The following is a 20544-nucleotide window of genomic DNA, read 5'->3' as shown; positions in this document are numbered from 1 at the left end:
GTCGTGACCGCTACACCGCTGACGAGAGTCAGTGACAAAAACGTGTCCCCACGCCGCTAGGGTTGACGCTCATGTGGCCAGGACAGCAGCCGCCCGGGGGCGAGCAGAACCCGCAGGACCCGAATCAGAATCCGTACCAGCAGCCGGGGTACCAGCAGCCGAATCCGTACCAGCAGCCCGGATATCAGCAGCAGCCCAACCCGTATGCGCAGGAGCCCGGTCAGCCGGGCTGGGGTACGCCCACGGTCCCGCTGGGCGCGCCCCAGCCGCCGCAGGGCGGCGGTGACAACAAGAAGACGAAGCTCGTCGCGATCGTCGCGGCCACGGCCGTCGTCATCGCGGCCGGCGTCACCGGATTCCTGGTCCTGGGCGGCGACAAGGACGACACGGCGGGCGACTCCGACAAGAAGGGCGCGGCCACTTCGGCGCCGCCGTCCAAGAAGCCGAGCGCGACCGCGTCCGGCGGTGGGGACAATCCGCGCGGTACCGACAGCGAGAAGCCGACCATTCCCGGCTGGCAGGTCGTGGTCAACCCGCGGTTCGGCACCAAGTTCGACGTGCCCGCCGGCTGGGAACTCGACAGCGCGGACACCAGTGTCGGCTTCGAATGGGAAGAGAAGGGCAAGACGGACCGGACCACCGTGACCGCTCCCGCCTATCTCAAGTCCAAGTGGTGTTCGGACGACGACGACAAGGACGGCCGCGAGGAGGACACCGCTCTCGCCACCGCGGGAACGCGTGGCGAGAACGGCGCCACGGGCACGGCGCAGGCGGCCGAGACACGGGTGCCGTGGTGGATCTTCGGCGGCTACACGCAGCCGGACAAGAAGAGCGTCAAGTTCACCAAGCCGAAGGCGTACACGACGACTTCGGGCCTTGAGGGCAGTGTCGCCACGGCCTATTCGCAGAACACGCCGCAGAACGGAAAGTGCGACACCGAGGGCAAGGCCATCACCTTCGCGTTCAAGAACGGCGCGGGCGACTTCGTGACCTGGAATCTCTACGGCGCCAAGGGCGTCGACGAGGAGATTCCGGAAGCGACCGTTCAGAAGATCCTGGCCACGGTGCGCCTTACCGATACCGCGCCTACGGATACGTAGCTTCCGGCGCAAACAGTGATTGGCAAGCCGGGGCGGCGGCAACGATAGTTCCCCAGTGACCAGTTCCGCCGCCGCCCCGAAACGTCTGCGCCGCCCCGACTGGGCCGGCCGGAACTACACACTTTTGACCGCCGCCGCGGTCGTGACGAGCCTGGGCAGCCAAGGCGCGCTGATCGCGGCGGCGTTCGCGGTTCTGGAGACGGGCGGGGACAGCGGGGACGTCGGTCTGGTCGCAGCGGCGCGGACGCTGCCCCTGGTGGTGTTCCTGCTGATCGGGGGCGCGATCGCGGACCGGCTGCCGCGGCACCGGGTGATGGTCTCGGCCAACACCCTCAACTGCCTCTCGCAGGGGGCCTTCGGGGCGCTCGTCCTCACCGGGGAGCCACTGCTGTGGCAGATGATCCTGCTGTCCGCGCTCGGCGGTACCGGGCAGGCGTTCTTCGGCCCCGCGGCCGAGGGCATGCTGATGTCCTCGGTCAGCGGCGAACAGGTCAGCCGTGCCTTCGCGTTGTTCCGGCTGGCGACGCAGGGAGCCTCGCTCAGCGGCGCGGCCCTGGGCGGGGCGATGGTCGCCGTGATCGGGCCCGGCTGGGTGCTCGTGGTGGACGCGGCGGCGTTCGCGGTCGCCGGGGCACTGCGCTCGTTCCTCGACGTGAGCCACATCCCGCCACGCGAACCGGGCGGCGGCATGCTCGCCGATCTCCGGGACGGCTGGCGGGAGTTCATCGGCCAGACGTGGCTGTGGGCGATCGTCGTGCAGTTCTCCGTCGCGAACGCGGTCGTCGTCGCGGCCGACGCGGTCTACGGTCCCCAGATCGCCCGGGAGAGCCTCGGCGGTGCGGGACCGTGGGGTGTGGCGCTGGCCATGTTCGCGGCCGGCAACGCCGTCGGCGCGCTGCTCATGACCCGATGGAAACCACGCCGCATGCTCCTCACGGGCACCCTCTGCGCCTTCCCCTTGGCCCTGCCGTCCGCCGCGCTCGCCGTTCCCGTGCCGATCGTCGCCCTGTGTGTGGTGATGTTCGTGACCGGCGTGACGATCGAGGTGTTCGGCGTCACCTGGATGACCGCACTGCACCAGGAGATCCCCGAGGAGAAGCTCTCGCGTATCTCGGCGTACGACATGTTCGGCTCGTACGCGATGATCCCGCTGGCCACGGCGCTGGCGGGCCCGGCGGAGGCCGCCTTCGGGCGTACGGAGGCCCTGTGGGGCTCAGCGGGGCTGGTCATCGTGGTCACGGCAGCCGTGCTGTGCGTGCCCGACGTACGGAATCTCACCCGGCACACCAAGCAGGTGGCGCACGGCGTCGAGCCCGGTCCGGCCGACGGTTCACCCAATGCTGAAGGCCCCGTCGGGCGGCTCGGGTGACGGCACGGCGCTCTCGTCCCGTACGGGCTCGGCGTCCCCGATGAAGTCCCGCAGCGCCGATCCGTGCTCGATGCGGGCCGGGAACGCGTCGGAGGCGGTGCGGCGGGCCAGAGTGGCCGTGTCGACGGGGCGGTGGGAGGCGACGAGGATCGCGTTGCCGAAGCGGCGGCCGCGCAGGACGCCCGGCTCGGCGATCAGCGCCAGCTCCTCGAACACCGTGGAGAACGTGGCGAGTTGGGAGCGCAGGAAGGCGAAGGGCGCGGCGTCGGCGAGGTTCGCCAGATAGACCCCGTCGCCGCGCAGGACCCGCTCGGCCTCTCGCGCGTACGCCACCGACGTCAGGTGCGCCGGGACGCGTGAGCCGCCGAAGACGTCGGCGATCAGTACGTCGACGGAGTCGGGGGCGGCGGTTTCCAGCCAGGCGCGGGCGTCGGCGACGTGCAGTTCGACGCCCGTGCCGTCGGGGACGGGCACGTACTCGGCCACGAGGTTCAGCAGGCCTCGGTCGGCCTCGACGACGTCCTGCCGGGACCCCGGCCGGGTCGCGGCGAGATACCGGGGCAGGGTGAGGGCGCCGCCGCCGAGGTGCAGTACGTCGAGCGGGCGCGCGGGCTCTGCGAGGGTGTCGAGGACGTGTCCGAGCCGTTGCGCGTACTCGAACTCCAGGTGCGTCGGCGCGTCCAGATCGACGTACGACTGCGGAGCCCCGTTCACCGTCAGCAGCCAGGCCCGCTTCCGGTCGACGTCCGGCATCAGCTTGGCGGTCCCGTGATCGACGTCTCGCGTCACGGGTATCGGCTCGTCCACGGGTGCCTCCGGCGGTTGAGCGGTTGGGTTCGTTGTCGGGTGCGGGTTCGTGGGTGGTTGCTCGCGCAGTTCCCCGCGCCCCTGGGTTCGTTGGGGGTCGGGGCCGTGGGCCGGTGCGTCAGCCCGTCGCAGGGTGGGCATACGGCCCGGTGTCGGTACACAGTGCGGGTGACCTGAGACCGAACCTACGCGACGGGCATACGACGCACCGACCCACGCCCCCTCCCGCCGGTGGGAAAGTGCGGGTGGGTGAGTGGCGGGTGCGTGATGGCTTACGTTGCGGTTCCGGGGCGCGCCCCTTTAGGGGCGCGGGGAACTGCGCGACAAGCCACGACGAACCCGCACTCGCCTGCGAACCGAACCCACCCTCCCGGTAGGCGCCCCGCTCACCCCACGGAGGTCACCGTCCCCGCACCAACCGTCCGGCCACCTTCGCGGATCGCGAACCCGAGCCCCGGCTCGAGCGGGACGTCGCGGCCCAACGAGACCGTCATGGTGACGGTCTCGCCGGGCCGCGCAACAGCCCGCTCGCCGAGGTCGACGTCACCGACCACGTCCGCGGTGCGGATGTAGAACTGCGGCCGATACCCGGTGGACACCGGCGTCGTACGCCCGCCCTCGCGCGTCGACAGGACGTACACCTGAGCGGAGAAGCGACGGCTGGGTACGACGCTGTCGGGCGCCGCGACGATATGGCCGCGGCGCACCGCGTCACGGGCGACACCGCGCAGCAGCAGCGCCACGTTGTCGCCGGCCTGCGCCTCCTCCATGGGCTTGCCGAAGGTCTCCAGGCCGGTGACCACCGTGTCGACACCGGCACCGAGCACTTCGACACGGTCTCCGACCTTGATCGTGCCCCGCTCGACCGCACCCGTCACGACGGTGCCGCGACCGGTGATGGTGAGCACGTTCTCGACGGGCAGCAGGAACGGCGCGTCGAGATAGCGCTCGGGCATCGGCACGTACGTGTCCACGGCGTCGAGCAACGCGTCGATCGCCGCGGTCCAACGCGGGTCCCCCTCAAGGGCCTTGAGCCCCGAGACCCGTACGACCGGTACGGAGTCGCCGCCGTAGCCGTGCGCGGAGAGCAGTTCGCGGACCTCCAGCTCGACGAGGTCGGTGAGCTCCTCGTCGCCCGCGTCGGCCTTGTTGAGGGCTACGACGATGTGGTCGACGCCCACCTGCCGGGCGAGCAGTACGTGCTCGGCGGTCTGCGGCATGATCCCGTCGAGCGCGGAGACGACGAGGATCGCGCCGTCCAGCTGTGCGGCCCCGGTGACCATGTTCTTGACGTAGTCGGCGTGGCCCGGCATGTCCACGTGCGCGTAGTGCCGGGTGTCGGTCTCGTACTCGACGTGCGCGATGTTGATGGTGATGCCGCGCGCCGCCTCCTCCGGTGCCCGGTCGATGCGGTCGAACGGGACGAACGTGCCGGAGCCGCGCTCGGCGAGGACTTTGGTGATGGCGGCGGTCAGGGTGGTCTTGCCGTGGTCGACATGGCCCATCGTGCCGATGTTCAGATGCGGTTTCGTGCGGACGTAAGCCGTTTTGGACATGGCGGTACCTCGAAGCCTCTCAGTGGAACCGAGTGATGGTCCCGGCGCGAACAGGCCGGAACGGGGACCCCAAGGAACTTGCCGACCCTCCCCCTGCGGGGTCCGCCGGACGATCCGGAGAGGGTCAGCTTCGGGCGCCGTCGACGGCGGCCACTGTGATCAGAACGGCAGCCTTCGGGGCATCCGCGACTGCGGATGCTGCCAGGAGGAAGGCGTGCCGGAACATGAGGAGATCATTGCTGACGTGTCAGCCCGCGTCGAATGAATTTCGGCGGCCGGGAATCTGGGGCTGACCAGTGGTTCTGCTGGTCCGTCAGGGGCCTATGTTCTTGAGCGCCTCACGTACGGAGAGCGGCGAGAGCCGCTCCCGGGCCACGAAGTCGCGTACGGCCCGCGGATCCGTCTTGGCGTACTCGCGCAGGCACCAGCCGATCGCCTTGCGGATGAAGAAGTCGGTGTGCCCGGACTGGCGCAGGCAGTACGCGAAGAGCCGTTCCGTATCGGTGGCGTCCTTGTAGCGCAGCTGGTGGAGGAGCGCGGTGCGGGCGACCCACAGGTCGTCGTCCTCGATCCACGCGTCCATGTCCGCCTTGAGCTCGGGATCGGCGGCGACAAGGCCTCCCACTACGTGGGAGGCGAGTGCGTCGACGGTGTCCCACCAGGAGACGGTGGTGACCAGATGCCGGGCGACCGGCAGGAAGCCGGAAGAGCAGCGCTTCACATGGCGGCGCAGGTAGTCGACGGCGAAGTAGTGGTACTCGCGCTCCGGCAGCCGCCAGCAGCGCAGCGCGACGGCGGTGCAGTCCGCCTCGTCGGGGAGCGGCGTGCCCTCCAGGACGGTGCGGGACAGGGCGCGGCGCTCGGGCGCGGGGATGCCGAGGAAGGGCGCCGCGTCCTTCACGTACGCGCGTGCCGACGCGGCGCGTTCGGGGTCCGCCGCCGCGGCGTACGTGGCCGTGAGACGTGTCACCACGGTGTCCGCGAGGGCACTGCGCGGTACCCGCGGCCAGCTGCGCGGTGTCCCGGACCGGCCACCTGACGTTCCCGAGCCTGTGACGCCCATGAGACGAACCATACGGCGATCACACACATGGGTCGGTTAGTGTCGCCGAATGCTCGATGCCACCACCCGCTCTGGCGGCACCGCCACGGCCGCTCCCCCGGCCACCGCCACGGACCTCGCCACCGCGGAGTTCGCCAGCCCTGAGTTCGCCGACGCCCCCAAGAGCCTTGCCGCACGCTGCACGAGAGCGCTGCTCTCGCCGTGGTCCCGGCTGTCCCTGCTCGTGGCGCTGCTCATGGCCGCCGCCGCGACGGTGCTGCTCTTCCAGCCGCAGAAGCTGCTGGCCGACGGCTGGCCACCGCAGGTGAACGGTGCCGCGGCGGCCGTGGTGTTCGCCGTGGCCTACGGGCTGTGCACGGTCGCGTTCGTGCCGCGGCCGCTCCTCAATCTCGCGGCGGGCGCCCTGTTCGGCTCGCAGCTGGGACTCGGGGCCGCGCTCACCGGCACGGTGCTCGGGGCGGGGATCGCGTTCGGGCTCGGCCGGATCCTCGGGCAGGACGCGCTGCGGCCCCTGCTGCGCGGACGCTGGCTGAAGCTGGCCGACGGCCAGCTCAGCCGCCACGGCTTCCGTTCGATGATGGCCGCGCGGCTGTTCCCCGGAGTGCCGTTCTGGGCGGCGAACTACTGCGCGTCCGTCTCCCGTATGGGCTACCTCCCCTTCCTCCTCGCCACAGCCCTCGGCTCGATCCCGAACACCGCCGCGTACGTCGTCGCCGGCGCCCGCGCCTCGACCCCGACATCCCCCGCCTTCCTGATCGCCATGGCCTGCATCGCCCTCCCGGCCCTGGCCGGAGCGGCCATCGCCTGGCGCAAGCGCCACCACTTCCGCGGCCGCTGACCATTTCCGCACCTGCTGAGGGCAATCGGTGAGCCCTGCCTACAGGCCCTCCAACACCATCGCGTTCGCCAGGCCGCCCGCCTCGCACATCGTCTGGAGTGCGTAGCGGGCCCCGCGGGACCTCATCGCGTGCACGAGGGTGGTCGTCAGGCGGGTGCCGCTCGCGCCGAGCGGGTGGCCGATGGCGATCGCGCCGCCGTGCACGTTGACCTTGGCGAGGTCGGCGCCCGTCTCCTGCTGCCAGCCGAGGACGACGCTGGAGAAGGCCTCGTTGACCTCGAAGAGATCGATGTCGTCGACGGTCAGCGACGCCTTGCGGAGCACCTTCTCGGTGGCGGGGATGACACCCGTGAGCATCAGCAGCGGATCGGATCCGGTGACCGCGAAGCTGTGCAGCCGGGCCAGCGGGCGCAGGCCGAGGCGGGCCGCGGTCTCACTCGACGTGATCAGCACGGCGGACGCTCCGTCATTGATGGGGCTGGCGTTGCCCGCAGTGACGTTCCACTCGATCTGCGGGAAGCGTTCGGCGAAATTCGGGTCGTAGTAGGCGGGCTTGAGGCCGGCCAGAACCTCCGTGGTGCTGCCGGGCCGGACGCACTCGTCGCGCAACACGCCATCCAGCGGCGCGACTTCGTCGGCGAACAGGCCGTTCTCCCAGGCCGCGGCCGCCTTCCGGTGCGAGTCCACCGCGAACGCGTCCATCCGGTCGCGCGAGATCGACCACTTGGCCGCGATCAGCTCGGCGCTGATGCCCTGCGGCACCAGGCCCTCCGGGTAGCGCTCGGCGACTCCGGGCCCGAAGGGATCCTTGCCGGCCGGCACGTTGGACCACATCGGTACACGGCTCATCGACTCCACTCCGCAGGCCACGACCAGGTCGTACGCCCCCGAGATGACGCCCTGCGCCGCGAAGTGCACGGCCTGCTGGGACGAACCGCACTGACGGTCCACCGTCGTCGCGGGCACCGTCTCGGGGAAGCCCGCCGAGAGCACGGCGTAACGGGTGGTGTTCATGGCCTGCTCGCCGACCTGGTCGACCGTGCCGCCGATGACGTCGTCGATCAGCGCCGGGTCGACACCAGAACGCTCGACGAGCGAGCGCAGCGTATGGGCGAGGAGTTCCACGGGATGGACATGAGCGAGGGCACCGTTCGGCTTGCCCTTGCCTATGGGGGTGCGTACGGCTTCGACGATGACTGCGTCACGCATGGTGCGGGCCTCCTTGGCCGGCGTCTGCGGCTGGCGACGCCAGGGCGATTACCAGTGAGTAGGAAATCCAAACTCACCATAACCCCGCAGGTTGGAAAAGCAAACCCTCCTTCCCTAGACTGAGGTACATGGCCGCCCCCAAAGATCCGCGCCCCTGCTCGATCGCCGAAACCCTGTCCGTCGTCGGCGAGAAGTACTCCCTGCTCGTCCTGCGCGAGGTGTGCCTCGGCAACCGACGCTTCGACCAGCTGGTCCGCAACATCGGCGCCCCGCGCGACGTCCTGGCCACGCGCCTGCGCCGCCTCGTCGACGCGGGCATCCTCAAGAAGTCGGTCTACAGCGAGCGCCCGCAGCGCTTCGAGTACCGGCCCACGACCGCGGGCCTCGAACTGGAGCCGGTCCTGATGACGCTCATGGCGTGGGGCGACCGCCATCTCCGGAAAGACGGCGATCGCCCCATGGTGGTCGTGCACAGTTGCGGCAACGAACTCGTCCCGGTCGTCACCTGCCCCGCCTGCGGCGACACAGTGCGCCACGAGGACCTGACCGCACACCCGCAGGCCCCGGGCTGGACCGTGGCGGGGCCCGCGGTGGCGTAAACGCTTACGCGCCCCGGTAGACGTCGAGCCGTCCGCACATCCCGAACTTGCCGTACGCGGACGGCTGTTCAGCGCGTACGACGGCGTCGCCGAGGTGGGACACGTCGCCCTTCTCGAGCCGTTCGAGCTGGTCCCCCGTGGCCGCGGCGGCCGACCGGGCTCCGCGTTCCCAGCGCTCGCGCCACTCGGCGAGCCGGGGCCGCACGAGCGCGGCCGCGGCCCGGTGGAAGGCGGCGAGCGCCTCGGGCCCGTCCGCGTCGCGCAGTGCCCGGTAGCCCTCGAGGGCGAGGTCACGCCGGGCGCGCGCGATCCGCTCTCGCTCCTCCTCGGGCGCGTCCGCCGGGATGACGGTGGCGGCGGCGTACGTCTCCGGGTCGGTCAGGTACTTCGGGGGCAGTGTGAGCACCGCGTCCCCCGCCTCGGGAAGGCCGTTGTTCTGCATGAGCACGGTGATGCGCAGTTCGTCCTCGTTGACGAGCCGGTGGATGGTGCCGGGCGTGAACCAGGCGACCGTGCCGGGCGCGAGGGGCGTCACCTCGTACCCGGAGGTCGTCAGGGTCTGCACCGCGCCCCGCCCGCCGGTGACGACGTACGCCTCCGAACAGGTCAGATGCAGATGGGGAGTTCCGCCGCACACCCCGTCCGCGGCAGGCCAGTCGTAGACGGACAGATGCGAGACGGCGACGGCTCCGGGAAGTCCGGTGAAGCCGGGGGCAGCGCTCACCACGGGTGCTCCTCCAGGTACTTGGCGATCTCCTCGCGTTCCCACACCCCGTCGGCGACGACGACGCGGTAGCGGCGGGTGAGGGTGTCGCCGGGAGCGAGTTCCAGTTCGTCGAAGAAGGCGAAGGACGGCGCGACGGCCGCGAAGGGCTCGTTGCGGACGAACCAGTGGGCCGGGTGGGCGCCGCCCGCGCCGGTGTGGTCGTTCTCCGGGGCGTGCGCGAAGACGAGGGTCGCGTGCCCGTCGGCGACGTCGTGCTCCCCCGAGTACGCGAGCCAGGGCGCCTGCTGCCCCATCAGCTCGGGCCCCTCGCTGTCGGGCCCGATGATCCGCCCGTCCCGGAAGGCACGCGGACCACGCCAGAACAGGCCCGTGTAGCCGGCCATCTCCCGCCCGGCCGTCGTGGGACTGCCGAACCGCAGGGGCTCGTCACGCCGGTTGGTGACGGCGGTCGTCCAGGTCAGCGCCCAGGAACCGGACGCCGGGTCCACGTCGTGCACCTCGATACGGCGCTCCTCCTCGGCCCACAGCGTCCCGTCGTACGGGTGCCAGGTGAGCCGCTCGGCGATGACCGCCGCCCCCCTGTCCGAGTCGACCTGGTCGAACTCGACGTGCGCCATCGACCCGACGCGCTCCGGGAGTTCGAGATACCCCTGTCCGTGCACATACGAGTTGCCGCCCCACAGGTTCGCCCCCGACAGATGCGAGGCGGTCATCTGGAGGCCCTTGTGCCAGCGGTGGTCGTTGGGCCGGTAGTCCGTGACAACGTTGCCCGCCAGGGTCCTGAGCGGATGCACGTACGGCTTCGGAGCCTCCCAGGCCGCCTCGGGGCCGTAGACGTAACTCAACAGCTCGACGCCGGTGGCGGGTTCGGTGATCGTGATGCGGTCGCCGTGGCTGTGGACGATGCGCATGCCGTCGTGTGCGGTCATGCCGGTACCTCCTCCTCGTGCGACGCCGACGGCGCCGGTGCCCAGCCGGGTGCACCGCCGTGCAGGGCGGTGTAGTACGGGTCGCCGGGGCCGATCTCACCGGCCCGTACGGTCGTGTCCGTGAACGCCGACTTGTAGAGCGCGGTGATCAGCTCCAGGCTGGTGCGCCCGTCGGCGCCGCTGCTGCGCGGCCGTTCGCCCGCGCGCATGCTCGCCACCAGTTCCCGCAGCTGGGCCAGGTGCGAACTCGGCACGTCCGCGCCGAAGTCCTGCCAGGCGGCCACGTCCTCGGCCGGTGCGTCCGGCACCGGGATCACACGCCAGTTGTCGTTGCTGTGGCCGTAGAGATGGGTGAGTTCGACCGTCGCCCGCTCGCAGTCGATGCGGATACGGCTGACCTCGTCCGGGCTGAGCACGCTGTTGACCACGGTCGCCAGAGCACCGCTCTCGAAGCGTACGAGCGCCGTCGAGACGTCCTCCGTCTGCACGTCGTGCACCAGGCGTCCGGCCATGGCCCGCACCTCGGTCCACGGGCCGAGCAGGTCGAGCAGCAGGTCCATCTGGTGGATGCCGTGCCCCATGGCGGGACCGCCGCCCTCGGTCTGCCACTTTCCGCGCCAGGGCACCGCGTAGTAGGCGGCGTTGCGGTACCAGGTCGTCTGGCAGTGCGCCACGAGGGGCCGCCCCATGGCTTCTTCGGCGATCAGCCGTCGTACGTGTCTCGCGCCGGAACCGAAGCGGTGCTGGAAGACGATCGAGGCGTACGGACCGCCGACGGCTCCCTCCTCGGCCTCCACCGCGTCGTAGTCGGCGAGCGACGGCACCGGCGGCTTCTCGCACCACACCCACGCGCCGGCGCGCAGTGCGGCGACGGTCTGCGCGCGGTGCAGGGTCGGCGGGGTGCAGACGGAGACGAGGTCGGGTCGCTGTTCGGCCAGCATCCGGTCGAGATCGGTGTACGCGTGCGGGACGCCGCCCTCCGCGCAGAACCGCTTCACCGCAGCGTCGTCGATGTCGACCGCCGCGACGACCTCCACCTCGCCCTCGGCGGCGAGCGCGGCGAGGGCGGGCAGGTGGCTGCCGGCGATGGCTCCGGTGCCGATGATCGCGGCCTTGATGCGACGGCCGTCGAACGGGGCCGCGGGGCGGTTCTGGTACGAGGTCTGGTGCGGGATCGTCTCGCTGGCGGTTGCGTCGCGGGGGGTACGCATCTACGTGATCAGCACTCCATCGGGCGGGGCGTCTGTTCTGGCGGGCGCCCGCCGGCTCCGGTGGCCACCGATGACAGCAAGCGCTTTCACTTCTCGCGGAAACGTAAGCGGCGGGGTCGTGGCGGGTCAACACCCTGGTCACCGTTGCAGGGGGTGCACCGTGGTGCGCCGAGGTGCGCCGAGGTGCGCTGACTGAAGGCGTGCGCTGGTGCGCAATGGGGAGGCCCGGCCGCCCGCACCGTCACCGCGGGACGCTACGCTGCCCCGGTCGCGCCTGATCACCACAGACGGCAACAACGGCAACACGGCGCGCCCGTCCGCCCGTACGCTCCGCACCCGCCCTCAGCACTTGGATCACGTAACTTCATGTCTTGGTTTGAATCCCTCATCCTCGGACTCGTCCAGGGGCTGACCGAGTTCCTGCCCATCTCCTCCAGCGCGCATCTGCGGCTGACCGCGGCGTTCGCGAGCTGGGACGACCCGGGGGCGGCCTTCACCGCGATCACCCAGATCGGCACGGAGACCGCGGTGCTGATCTACTTCCGCAAGGACATCGCGCGCATCATCTCGGCGTGGTCCCGCTCGCTGGTGAACAAGGAGATGCGGCAGGATCACGACGCGCGGATGGGCTGGCTCGTGATCATCGGCTCGATTCCGATCGGTGTGCTGGGCGTCACGTTCAAGGACCAGATCGAGGGGCCGTTCCGCGACCTGCGCATCACCGCGACGACGCTGATCGTGATGGGCATCATCCTGGGGGTCGCGGACCGGCTCGCGGCACGCGAGGAGACGGGCGGCAAGCATCGGGTGGCGAAGGAGCGCAAGACGCTCCAGGAGCTGACCGTCCGGGACGGCCTCATCTACGGCGCCTGCCAGGCCATGGCCCTCATTCCCGGCGTCTCCCGCTCCGGCGCCACCATCAGCGGCGGCCTCCTCATGAGCTACAGCCGCGAGGCCGCGGCCCGCTACTCCTTCCTGCTCGCCATTCCGGCGGTCCTCGCCTCCGGCCTCTTCGAGCTGAAGGACGCGAGCGAGAGCGGGCATGTGTCCTGGGGGCCGACCATCTTCGCGACGATCATCGCTTTCGTGGTGGGTTACGTAGTCATCGCCTGGTTCATGAAGTTCATCTCCACCAAGTCCTTCATGCCCTTCGTCTACTACCGCGTCCTGCTCGGCATAGTGATCATCGTGCTGGTCAGCATGGGCGCCCTGAGCCCGCACGCGGCGGAATCGGCGGGCTGAGCGCCGGCCTCCGGACCCGGACCAGCTGCCGGCTCGGCCTTCATCGTGACCAACCACATACGACTTGGGTAGTCGTCCGGTAGCGGGCTGTCAGTCCATGGCCCTACGCTTGTGCGCATGTCCCCCAACTCCGTGACCCCTGGTTCCGTGCGGTCCGCTGCCGCGCTGAATGAGCAGATCCGCGCCTTGTGGATACGCTCGGGCAGCTCCTTGTCGCCCCAGGAGCGAGCGGAGTACGAACTGCTGGTGGTCCAGTGGGCGGCGGCGGTACGCGGCGAGGTCATCGAAGCGGCCTAGCTCCGCTGGTTGAGCAGTTCCGAGAGCTCGGTGGGTTGCGGGGTTCTAGGACTGCGGGTCGGTTGTGGCTTGTCGCGCAGTTCCCCGCGCCCCTAGCGGGGCGGGACTCAGCGTCCGCCTGCCACCCGTAGCACCGCGCCCGTGGCATAAGAAGCCTCCGGTGACAGCAGCCACGCGATGGCCGCGGCGATCTCGCCGGGGGCGCCGGCGCGGCGGAGCGGGATCGACGGGGTCAGCCGGGCCGGGCGGTCCGGGTCGCCCATCGCCGCGTGCATGTCGGTGTCGACGAGGCCCGGGGCCACTGCGTTGACGCGGATGCCGTCCGGCCCGAGCTCCTTCGAGAGACCCAACGTCAGCGCGTCGATCGCCGCCTTGCTCGCCGCGTAGTGGACGTACTCTCCGGGACTGCCGAGCGTGGCCGCCCCCGATGACACGTTGACGATGACACCGGCGCCGCGGGGCACCATGTCCCGCGCGGCCCGACGTGAGCACAGCAGCGTACCGAGCAGGTTGACCTCCACGACGCGGCGCAGATCGGCGGTGTCCGCGTCGGCGAGGCGGCCCAGCGGACCGGTCACTCCGGCGTTGTTGACCAGACCTGTCACCGGCCCGAGCCGTTCCGTCGCCGCATCGAAGAGCCGTTCGACGTCGCCCTCGTCGGAGACGTCGACACGCACGGTGACGCAGCGCGCCCCCGCCTCGCGTACGGCTGTAGCGGTCCGCTCCGCGGCCGCGTCATCGTGCGCGTACGCCACCACCAGGTCGTGCCCGTCCGCCGCCAGCCGCCGGCACGTCGCCGCACCGATCCTCCGGCTGCCGCCCGTGACGACCGTGACAGGACGAGACATATGGGCTCCTTCATGATCCACGTGTGTGTCCTGCCTACGATCGCAGATGCGCCAGTACGTCTTCGTCGAGGTGGTACGACGCGCACGCCCATCAGCCCGGTACCGCCCAGCCCGCAGGGGTCGGCAGGGATCCTGCCGAGGTGCTGCCCCTGCGGGGCCGGGCGGGTCGGCGGTGGTCCTCAGCTGGGGTTGTTGGCGTGCGTGAGGGTCGTCCAGGCGTTGAAGTAGTTGTCCGTGCCGGAGGGCCGGTGTTCCTCGGTGTACTTCTGGGTGTTGGACATGCCGATCCCGAGGCGGTTCTGGAGGGCGTTGAGTCCGACCTCCGTGACCTGGTCGAGGCCCTTGTTGACCGAGCCGCCGCACAACCAGGAAGGTACGGCGGTGCCGTTCTCGTAGGAGGTGTGGAAGCCCAGCGCGTGGCGCAGCCGGTCCTGGATCCTCGGATAGAGGTCCTGGCCCTGGATGCGGCTGGTCTCCGCGATGTCGGCTATGGAGGCGATGCCCCAGCCGGTGTGCCCGAAGTCCCGGCAGGTCTCCTGGGAGAGGCCGTTGGTGAAGGTGCTCTGGCCCTGCCAGTACTTGATGATCTCGGCGCTGGTGTCGATGCTGCTGCCCGCCGGCGGCTTCGGCAGGGCGCCATCACTGGTCAGGTAGATGTACGCGGGAACCCGGGCGAGGTAGGTGCTGACCGCCTTGTCGTAGCTGGTGCGGTCCTCGATGAAGACCGAGATACCGATCGCCGCCTCGGTCATGACCAGTTCCCAGTTGCCGTTCTTGGTCGCTGCGCCGTTGATCACCTCGGGCAGGTAGACGGTGCGAAGCATGGTCGCGAAGCGGCCCGAGCCCGGCCAGCCGCCGTCGTAGGTGTACTTGATGATCTCGGCGGCGCGCGGCCAGGTCGATCCGGCCCAGCCGGTCTGCAGCGGGGCGTTGCTGTTGGTGTGATCGGTGATGCTCGCGGACCAGGCGTCCATGATCTCGATCGACTTCTTGGCGTACCTGGCGTCCCTGGTGAAGTACCAGGCGAGCGCTTGGGTGTAGGCCGCGATGGCGTCCTGACGCTCGTCGGTGCAGCCGCGGTTGGGGTTGGACGACGGTCCGCACTCCACGACGGCCCGCGGCTTGGCGGTACGCGACAGTGAAGCGTAGGAGCTGGCCATCATGTTGTCGTACGCGGCCTTCCATGGCTGTTGGCCGGCCTGCACCTTTGACCGGGCGTAGTCGAGTTGGTCCCGGCTCACGAGCACGCCGGGGTGGGTGAAGGTTGTCGGTGCGGCCGTTGCCCGTGGGGCCGGGCCGGTGAGCTCAAGGCTCAGCAGGCCGGCCAGTAGGGCGAGAACACTCAGCAGGGCGGTTCTGGTTCGTGTCATCCGATGACCTCTTCTGTTCACGAATGAGAACGCAGTTCCGAATGAAGAACATTGGCCTGGACCATAAGGAAGGCTTGTGTACATGTCAATAGACAGGTGTGGCCGGTCCATGGAGAACCGGTCCCGGACAACAACGAAAGCTCAACTCACCGGAGTTGGGCTCCGTTGGCGTGTGGCGCGGTGCGCAGCAATGTCACGCCAGACGTCCCGCCTTCGGCCGGCACCACACCGATCGGGCTGCCGATTCCGGGTCACCACCGTTGACCAGGACATGGATCTCGCGGGCGAGTGGGGTCACGTCGTGGATGGCGGCCGTCCATTCGTCTGCGTAGCGTCGTACGGCAGCCCCGACAGACCGAGTTGCAGGGACCGGTACAGCAGGGGCTGTAGGTGCAGGTCCCGCTTCCACGCCTCCGGAAACCGCCCGTCGCGCGCCGTCGGCAGCCCGATCTCCGGCCGGTACGCCTGGCTCCCCGAGTGCGGCCGGCGGCTGCGGCCACCGGATTCTGGAAGGTGACCACATCGCCGACACGCGGCCGGTGAATATCGCCGCGCCTCTTGGCGCGGCCCGCCACGTGACCAACACTGAGCCGATGACGCAGCGTGTGGAACTGGCGACCGTGATGGACCGGCTCGCGATCGACGGACTGATCACCGAATACGCGGTGGCGGTCGACGACGGGGACTGGGAGGCGTACCGGGGCCTGTTCACGCCGGACGGGCGCGCGGACTACCGGTCGGCGGGCGGTATCGAGGGCGATGCGGCGGCGATCGCCGGGTGGCTGGCGCAGACCATGGAGCTGTTCCCGATGCGCCAGCATCTGATCGTCAACCGGCGGGTGCGGTTCGGACTGCTCGAGCAGGACATCGGTGACACGGCGCAGGTGGGGGCGGACTATGTGAACCCGATGCGGTTCGCGGGACACGAAAGCGGCTCCACAGCGCCCGACTTCGTGTGCGGCGGCCGTTACGACTTCGCGCTGCAGCGTACGGACAGCGGCTGGCGGCTGCGCGGAGTGGTCGTCGACGAGAAGTGGCGGCGGGCCCCGCAGACACGTCAGGAGCCCGCCGCGACCTGAGCGGACACGCCCTTACGGAGATCGTCCCGGTCGCGCACACTGGACGTACGCACAGAGAGGTGCGCACCGGGCGTCGGGGGCCGAGGGAGGCGCTGAATGCAACTGTCCGCCACTGACTGGCGCCGACGTCTCGGCTCTCGCTGGTGGCGCGGAGCCGCGGCCGCACTCGCCGGGGCCCTGCCCATGCTGAGTCTTCCGGCGCCATCCCTGTGGTGGTTCGCGTACGTCGCGCTGGTGCCGTGGATCCTGCTCGCGCGCTCGGCACCGACGGGCCGGCGGGCGGCGTACGACGGCTGGCTGGGCGGGCTCGGCTTCATGCTGGCCGTGCACCACTGGCTGCTGCCGAGTCTGCACGTCTTCACGTTCGTCATAGCCGCCCTGCTCGGTCTGCTGTGGGCCCCGTGGGGCTGGCTGATCCGCCGGTTCCTGGCCGGGGTGCCCTCGCCCGGCAAGGTCGTGGCCGCGCTCTTCGTGCTGCCCTCGGGCTGGCTGATGGTCGAACTCGTGCGCTCCTGGGAGGGCTTGGGCGGGCCGTGGGGTCTGCTCGGGTCGAGCCAGTGGGAGGTGGAGCCCGCGCTGCGGCTCGCCTCGGTCGGCGGGGTGTGGCTGCTCAGCTTCCTGATCGTCGCCGTGAACGTCGCGGTGGCCGTCCTCGTCGCGATACGCCGGTCACGTGTGCCGGCCGTCGCCGGACTGGTGGCGACGGCCGTCGCCACCTCGGCGGCCTGGATGTGGTCGCCGCGCCCGGACGCCGACAGCCAGGTGCGGATCGCCGTCGTGCAGCCCGGCCCGATCGACGGCGCCGACTCCGGCGAGAAGCGGTTCGCGCGTGAGGAGGCGCTTACCCGGCAGCTGGCCGGGCAGGACCTGGACCTCGTCGTATGGGGCGAGAGCAGCGTCGGCTTCGACCTGGCCGACCGGCCCGACCTGGCGGACCGGATCGCCGCGCTGTCCCGCGAGGTGGGCGCCGACATCATCGTGAACGTGGACGCGCGCCGCTCCGACCAGCCCGGCATCTACAAGAGTTCGGTGGTCGTCGGCCCACAGGGCCCCACCGGCGACCGCTACGACAAGATGCGGCTCGTCCCCTTCGGGGAGTACGTCCCGTTCCGTTCCGCCCTCGGCTGGGCCACCTCCGTCGGCAAGGCGGCGGGCGAGGATCGCAAGCGCGGCACCGAGCAGGTGGTGATGAACGTCGGGAACGGACTGCGCGTCGGCCCGATGATCTGTTTCGAGTCGGCGTTCCCCGACATGAGCCGCCGTCTCGCGCGGGACGGCGCCGAGGTGCTGCTGGCCCAGTCGTCGACCTCGACGTTCCAGCAGAGCTGGGCGCCGGAGCAGCACGCGTCGCTGGCGGCGCTGCGGGCCGCCGAGACGGGCCGGCCGATGGTGCACTCGACGCTCACCGGGGTCTCCGCCGTCTACGGCCCCAGCGGCGAGCGGGTCGGGGACTGGCTCGGTACGAGCGCCGGCGCGTCGGCGGTGTACGACGTACCGCTGGCCGGCGGTGTCACGCCGTACGCGCGGTTCGGCGAGTGGCCGGTGTACGCGGCGCTGCTGATCCTGGCTGCCCTGTGCGCCACGGAAGGCGCACGGTCGCTGCGGATCAGGCGGACGGTTCCTCCACCGCACGCACCACCCGCTCGCACAGCTCATGAGTCGCCAGCGCGTCCCGGGCGCTGAGCACCTTGCCCGCGCGCACGGCGTCGAGGAACGCGAGCACGACCTGCTCGATGCCGCGCTGCCGGGCCACCGGCACCCAGTCGCCGCGGCGCCGCACGGTCGGCTGGCCCTTGTGGTCGATGACCTCGGCGAGATTGACGACCTGACGCTTGGTGTCCTGCCCCGACACCTCGAGGATCTCCTCGTTCGAGCCGCTCAGCCGGTTCATCACACCGAGCGCCGTGAACCCGTCCCCGGCCAGCACCAGCGCGACGTGGTGCAGCAGCCCGTCCTCGACCCGGGCCCGCACGGTCACGTCGTCGACCGGGCCTGGCACCAGGAACCGCAGCGTGTCCACGACATGGATGAAGTCGTCGAGGATCATCGTGCGGGGGTGTTCCGGCAGGCCGACGCGGTTCTTCTGCATCAGGATCAGCTCGCGCGGGTGATCGGCGCACTGGGCGTAACCGGGTGCGTAGCGCCGGTTGAAGCCGACGGCGAGACTGGTGTTCCGCTCCTCCGCGAGCCGCACCAGGCGTTCGCTGTCGGCGAGTTCGTACGCCATCGGCTTGTCGACATACGTCGCCACGCCCGCTTCCAGCAGCCGTGTCACGATCTCGGGGTGCGCCTGGGTGGGCGCGTGTACGAACGCCGCGTCGAGGTCCTGGGCGAGCAGTTCGGAGAGGTCGGTGTGGCGGCGCCCGTCCGGGATGTGGAGGCTGTCGGCGACCCTGGTGAGGGTGGCGGGTGTCCGCGTGTGCAGATGCAGTTCGACGCCCGGCTGAGTGGTCAGCACCGGCAGATACGCCTTCACCGCGATGTCACCGAGTCCGATGCAGCCGACCTTCACAAGGGTCTCCTCCTGGGCGCCTACGGGTGTGCCTGGCGGGTGTGTGCCTGACGGGTGTGTGCCTGGTCGGAAGCATACGGCGGCTTGGGAGGCCGCCAGTCGGCGATTCCGTCGAAACTCCGCAGGAGGAGGGCGGGTGCGGCCTTGGACACCGCCGCGATCGTGGCATTGCGCAGGGCGATCCCGGGACGGCTGCGCATCAGGCTGAGGCGTCCGGCACCGACGGCCTTGCGGGCGATGGCGGTGGTACGCGGCTTGCGGTCCGCCGTGTACGCGGCGAGGTCCGGCCCCTCGGGGTCGGCATGGTGGGCGAGTACGACGGCGTCCTCGATGGCTTGGTTGCCGCCCTGGCCAAGGGTCGGCGGCATGGCGTGCGCGGCGTCGCCGAGCAGCGCGACCCGGCCGCCGTGGAAGGCGGGCAGGGGCTCGGCGATGTGGCGGACGTCGTGGCGCAGTACGTCCTCGGGGCGGACGGCGGCGATGACGGCGGGGATCGGGTCGTGCCAGTCACCGAAGAGCCGGACGAGTTCGGCGCGCTCGTCGTCGGTCGCCCGCCCGCCGCCCGGGACCTTGGCGGCCGCGTACGTGTGGACCCTGCCGTCCTTGAGTGGCTGCGTGCCCCAGAAGCGGCCGCTGCCCCAGGTCTCCTGCGCGACGAAGCGGACGCCCGGCACCGCGGTGACGATCCGCCAGATCGTGAAGCCGGAGTAGACCGGTCCCCCGTGCTCGGGGAAGAGCGTGCGGCGTACGGCGCCGTCCCCGGCGCGGCATGTCCTGTCGCTGGTCGCCTGGTTCGACGGGCTGATGTTCACGTGTGTGGCGGGCTCGTACCACGGGGAAGTGCCGAGCCTCGACGAGGTGCGGGAAGGGCTGCGGGAGCTGGTGGAGGGGATGCTGGGTGGCTGAACCGGCCGAGGGCGCGTGAAAACGCCTGGCGGGTTCGGTATCGGGCGGGCCAGGATGCGGGCATGACGACTGAGCGCCGCCAACCCGCCCTGAACGCCGACGAACGCACGATGCTGGAAGGCTGGCTCGACTACCACCGCCGGACGCTGGCGTGGAAGTGCGAGGACCTGAGCGACGCCCAGCTCAGGACCGCCGCCGTGGAACCCTCCGAGCTCTCCTTGATGGGGCTCGTGCGGCACATGGCGGAGGTCGAGCGGAGCTGGTTCCGCAGGGTCCTCGTGGGAGACGACGCGGGACCGATCTACTACAGCGACGAGGACCGGGACGGCGAGTTCCATCTCACCGATGCGGACACATGGGAGGAGGCGTACGCCACCTGGCAGGGCGAGATCGAGATCGCCCGGCGCCATGCGGCCGACTTCGGCCTTGACGATCCCTCCATGGGCAAGAGCCGGTTCTCCGACGAGCCCTTCACCCTCCGTTGGATCTACACGCACATGATCGAGGAGTACGCACGCCACAACGGCCACGCCGACCTGATCCGCGAGCGGATCGACGGAGTCACCGGCGAGTGAGGCACGGGCACGGGCTGTTCACCCATGCGGGGCATCCTTCGCTTGTCAGCTCCCCGATGCGGGCCGGACACAGCAGAGTTGCGCGGGTGCATCGAACGACGACCACCGCAACGCTCCTGGTCACCGTGGCCGTCTCGGCCGTCTCCGGCTGCGTGACCGTGCAGCACCCGCCCTCTCCCGGCGTGCCGGCTCCACCGGGCAAGCCCTCGGCATCGCACGCCGACGTCAGGGCCGAACCCCACATCGTGCAGGCCCCGGCCCGCGAGGCACTGGAACACGTCGGCCCGCCCCACCGCCCCGCACCGCC

Annotated in this window: 19 protein-coding genes and 4 pseudogenes; 11 read left to right on the top strand and 12 right to left on the bottom strand. The window is 70.4% G+C overall.

Translation table 11 applies throughout. The features are described 5' to 3' along the window. The first annotated feature begins 71 nt into the window (after nucleotides 1–71). The gene (locus tag G5C60_RS32250) at nucleotides 72–1100 is read left to right on the top strand and encodes a DUF8017 domain-containing protein (protein ID WP_165264550.1); all 1029 of its coding nucleotides are present in this window, start codon (nucleotides 72–74) and stop codon (nucleotides 1098–1100) included. A gap of 55 nt (nucleotides 1101–1155) precedes the next feature. Further along, nucleotides 1156–2469, top strand: coding sequence for an MFS transporter (locus tag G5C60_RS32245; protein WP_165264549.1), 1314 nt, complete (start codon nucleotides 1156–1158; stop codon nucleotides 2467–2469). Here the strand turns inward: G5C60_RS32245 and G5C60_RS32240 are convergent. The 3 genes from G5C60_RS32240 to G5C60_RS32230 form a co-directional block, all read right to left on the bottom strand. Further along, complete coding sequence (locus G5C60_RS32240) at nucleotides 2431–3276, bottom strand: spermidine synthase (protein WP_338145993.1); 846 nt, start codon at nucleotides 3274–3276, stop codon at nucleotides 2431–2433. The two genes, G5C60_RS32245 and G5C60_RS32240, sit on opposite strands and share 39 nt — an antisense overlap. Nucleotides 3277–3662: 386 nt before the next feature. Then, entirely contained in the window at nucleotides 3663–4832 is a 1170-nt protein-coding gene (gene tuf / locus G5C60_RS32235) for an elongation factor Tu (protein WP_165264548.1), read from the bottom strand. A 313-nt stretch (nucleotides 4833–5145) separates the two neighbouring features. Continuing rightward, nucleotides 5146–5895 carry a DNA alkylation repair protein gene (locus G5C60_RS32230; RefSeq protein WP_165264547.1) on the bottom strand — a complete coding sequence of 250 codons (750 nt, stop codon included), beginning with the start codon at nucleotides 5893–5895 and terminating at the stop codon, nucleotides 5146–5148. 49 nt (nucleotides 5896–5944) lie between these two features. On the opposite strand from G5C60_RS32230, the gene G5C60_RS32225 reads away from it, so the two are divergent. Continuing rightward, entirely contained in the window at nucleotides 5945–6733 is a 789-nt protein-coding gene (locus G5C60_RS32225) for a TVP38/TMEM64 family protein (RefSeq protein WP_165264546.1), read from the top strand. A gap of 39 nt (nucleotides 6734–6772) precedes the next feature. On the opposite strand, the gene G5C60_RS32220 is transcribed toward G5C60_RS32225, so the two are convergent. Next, nucleotides 6773–7942 carry a thiolase family protein gene (locus tag G5C60_RS32220; RefSeq protein WP_165264545.1) on the bottom strand — a complete coding sequence of 390 codons (1170 nt, stop codon included), beginning with the start codon at nucleotides 7940–7942 and terminating at the stop codon, nucleotides 6773–6775. Nucleotides 7943–8070: 128 nt separating this feature from the next. On the opposite strand from G5C60_RS32220, the gene G5C60_RS32215 reads away from it, so the two are divergent. After that, nucleotides 8071–8541 (top strand): winged helix-turn-helix transcriptional regulator, encoded by a 471-nt coding sequence (locus tag G5C60_RS32215; RefSeq protein WP_165264544.1) that lies wholly within the window; start codon nucleotides 8071–8073, stop codon nucleotides 8539–8541. Between the two features lie 4 nt (nucleotides 8542–8545). Here the strand turns inward: G5C60_RS32215 and G5C60_RS32210 are convergent, their stop codons facing one another. The 3 genes from G5C60_RS32210 to G5C60_RS32200 are packed head-to-tail and all read right to left on the bottom strand — an operon-like array spanning nucleotide 8546 to nucleotide 11408. Continuing rightward, nucleotides 8546–9268, bottom strand: a complete 723-nt coding sequence (locus tag G5C60_RS32210) for a cupin domain-containing protein (RefSeq protein ID WP_420907429.1) — start codon at nucleotides 9266–9268, stop codon at nucleotides 8546–8548. Further along, entirely contained in the window at nucleotides 9262–10197 is a 936-nt protein-coding gene (locus G5C60_RS32205; RefSeq protein ID WP_165264542.1) for a DUF6807 domain-containing protein, read from the bottom strand. Before G5C60_RS32205 ends, G5C60_RS32210 begins: the two co-directional genes overlap by 7 nt. Beyond that, the gene (locus G5C60_RS32200; RefSeq protein WP_165264541.1) at nucleotides 10194–11408 is read right to left on the bottom strand and encodes a Gfo/Idh/MocA family protein; all 1215 of its coding nucleotides are present in this window, start codon (nucleotides 11406–11408) and stop codon (nucleotides 10194–10196) included. The genes G5C60_RS32205 and G5C60_RS32200 overlap by 4 nt, the downstream gene beginning before the upstream one ends. Before the next feature lie 366 nt (nucleotides 11409–11774). Between G5C60_RS32200 and G5C60_RS32195 the strand changes: the two genes are divergently transcribed. Then, nucleotides 11775–12650 carry an undecaprenyl-diphosphate phosphatase gene (locus tag G5C60_RS32195; RefSeq protein ID WP_165264540.1) on the top strand — a complete coding sequence of 292 codons (876 nt, stop codon included), beginning with the start codon at nucleotides 11775–11777 and terminating at the stop codon, nucleotides 12648–12650. A 117-nt stretch (nucleotides 12651–12767) separates the two neighbouring features. Further along, nucleotides 12768–12947, top strand: coding sequence for a hypothetical protein (locus tag G5C60_RS32190; protein WP_165264539.1), 180 nt, complete (start codon nucleotides 12768–12770; stop codon nucleotides 12945–12947). A gap of 107 nt (nucleotides 12948–13054) precedes the next feature. Here the strand turns inward: G5C60_RS32190 and G5C60_RS32185 are convergent, their stop codons facing one another. The 3 genes and pseudogenes from G5C60_RS32185 to G5C60_RS52450 form a co-directional block, all read right to left on the bottom strand. After that, on the bottom strand, nucleotides 13055–13795 hold the full coding sequence (locus tag G5C60_RS32185) for an SDR family NAD(P)-dependent oxidoreductase (RefSeq protein ID WP_165264538.1): 741 nt from the start codon (nucleotides 13793–13795) through the stop codon (nucleotides 13055–13057). 179 nt (nucleotides 13796–13974) lie between these two features. Continuing rightward, entirely contained in the window at nucleotides 13975–15165 is a 1191-nt protein-coding gene (locus G5C60_RS32180; RefSeq protein WP_165264537.1) for an alginate lyase family protein, read from the bottom strand. 193 nt (nucleotides 15166–15358) lie between these two features. Then, nucleotides 15359–15633, bottom strand: a pseudogene (locus tag G5C60_RS52450) (DUF4291 family protein); the annotation flags it as partial. Nucleotides 15634–15758: 125 nt separating this feature from the next. On the opposite strand from G5C60_RS52450, the gene G5C60_RS32170 reads away from it, so the two are divergent. Together G5C60_RS32170 and lnt are read left to right on the top strand one after the other, a co-directional pair. Beyond that, the gene (locus tag G5C60_RS32170; RefSeq protein WP_165264536.1) at nucleotides 15759–16244 is read left to right on the top strand and encodes a nuclear transport factor 2 family protein; all 486 of its coding nucleotides are present in this window, start codon (nucleotides 15759–15761) and stop codon (nucleotides 16242–16244) included. 96 nt (nucleotides 16245–16340) lie between these two features. Beyond that, a complete protein-coding gene (gene lnt / locus G5C60_RS32165) occupies nucleotides 16341–17927 on the top strand; it encodes an apolipoprotein N-acyltransferase (RefSeq protein WP_165264535.1) in 1587 nt (528 codons plus the stop codon). Here lnt and G5C60_RS32160 read toward each other — a convergent pair. Further along, nucleotides 17851–18756 (bottom strand): Gfo/Idh/MocA family oxidoreductase, encoded by a 906-nt coding sequence (locus G5C60_RS32160; RefSeq protein ID WP_165264534.1) that lies wholly within the window; start codon nucleotides 18754–18756, stop codon nucleotides 17851–17853. The two genes, lnt and G5C60_RS32160, sit on opposite strands and share 77 nt — an antisense overlap. A 20-nt stretch (nucleotides 18757–18776) precedes the next feature. After that, a pseudogene (locus tag G5C60_RS32155) lies at nucleotides 18777–19520 on the bottom strand (FAD-dependent monooxygenase); the annotation flags it as partial. On the opposite strand from G5C60_RS32155, the pseudogene G5C60_RS52445 reads away from it, so the two are divergent. The 3 genes and pseudogenes from G5C60_RS52445 to G5C60_RS32145 form a co-directional block, all read left to right on the top strand. Beyond that, nucleotides 19516–19662 (top strand): annotated as a pseudogene (locus G5C60_RS52445) (TetR/AcrR family transcriptional regulator); the annotation flags it as partial. The pseudogenes G5C60_RS32155 and G5C60_RS52445 sit on opposite strands and share 5 nt — an antisense overlap. 62 nt (nucleotides 19663–19724) lie before the next feature. Then, on the top strand, nucleotides 19725–20237 hold the full coding sequence (locus G5C60_RS32150) for a DinB family protein (protein ID WP_165264532.1): 513 nt from the start codon (nucleotides 19725–19727) through the stop codon (nucleotides 20235–20237). A gap of 86 nt (nucleotides 20238–20323) precedes the next feature. Next, a pseudogene (locus G5C60_RS32145) lies at nucleotides 20324–20544 on the top strand (hypothetical protein); the annotation flags it as partial.

This window comes from Streptomyces scabichelini, assembly GCF_011045015.1.
Taxonomy (GTDB): Bacteria; Actinomycetota; Actinomycetes; order Streptomycetales; family Streptomycetaceae; genus Streptomyces; species Streptomyces scabichelini.
The sequence above is the reverse complement of the archived record's forward strand: the minus strand, read 5'-3'. Positions and strand labels throughout refer to the sequence as shown.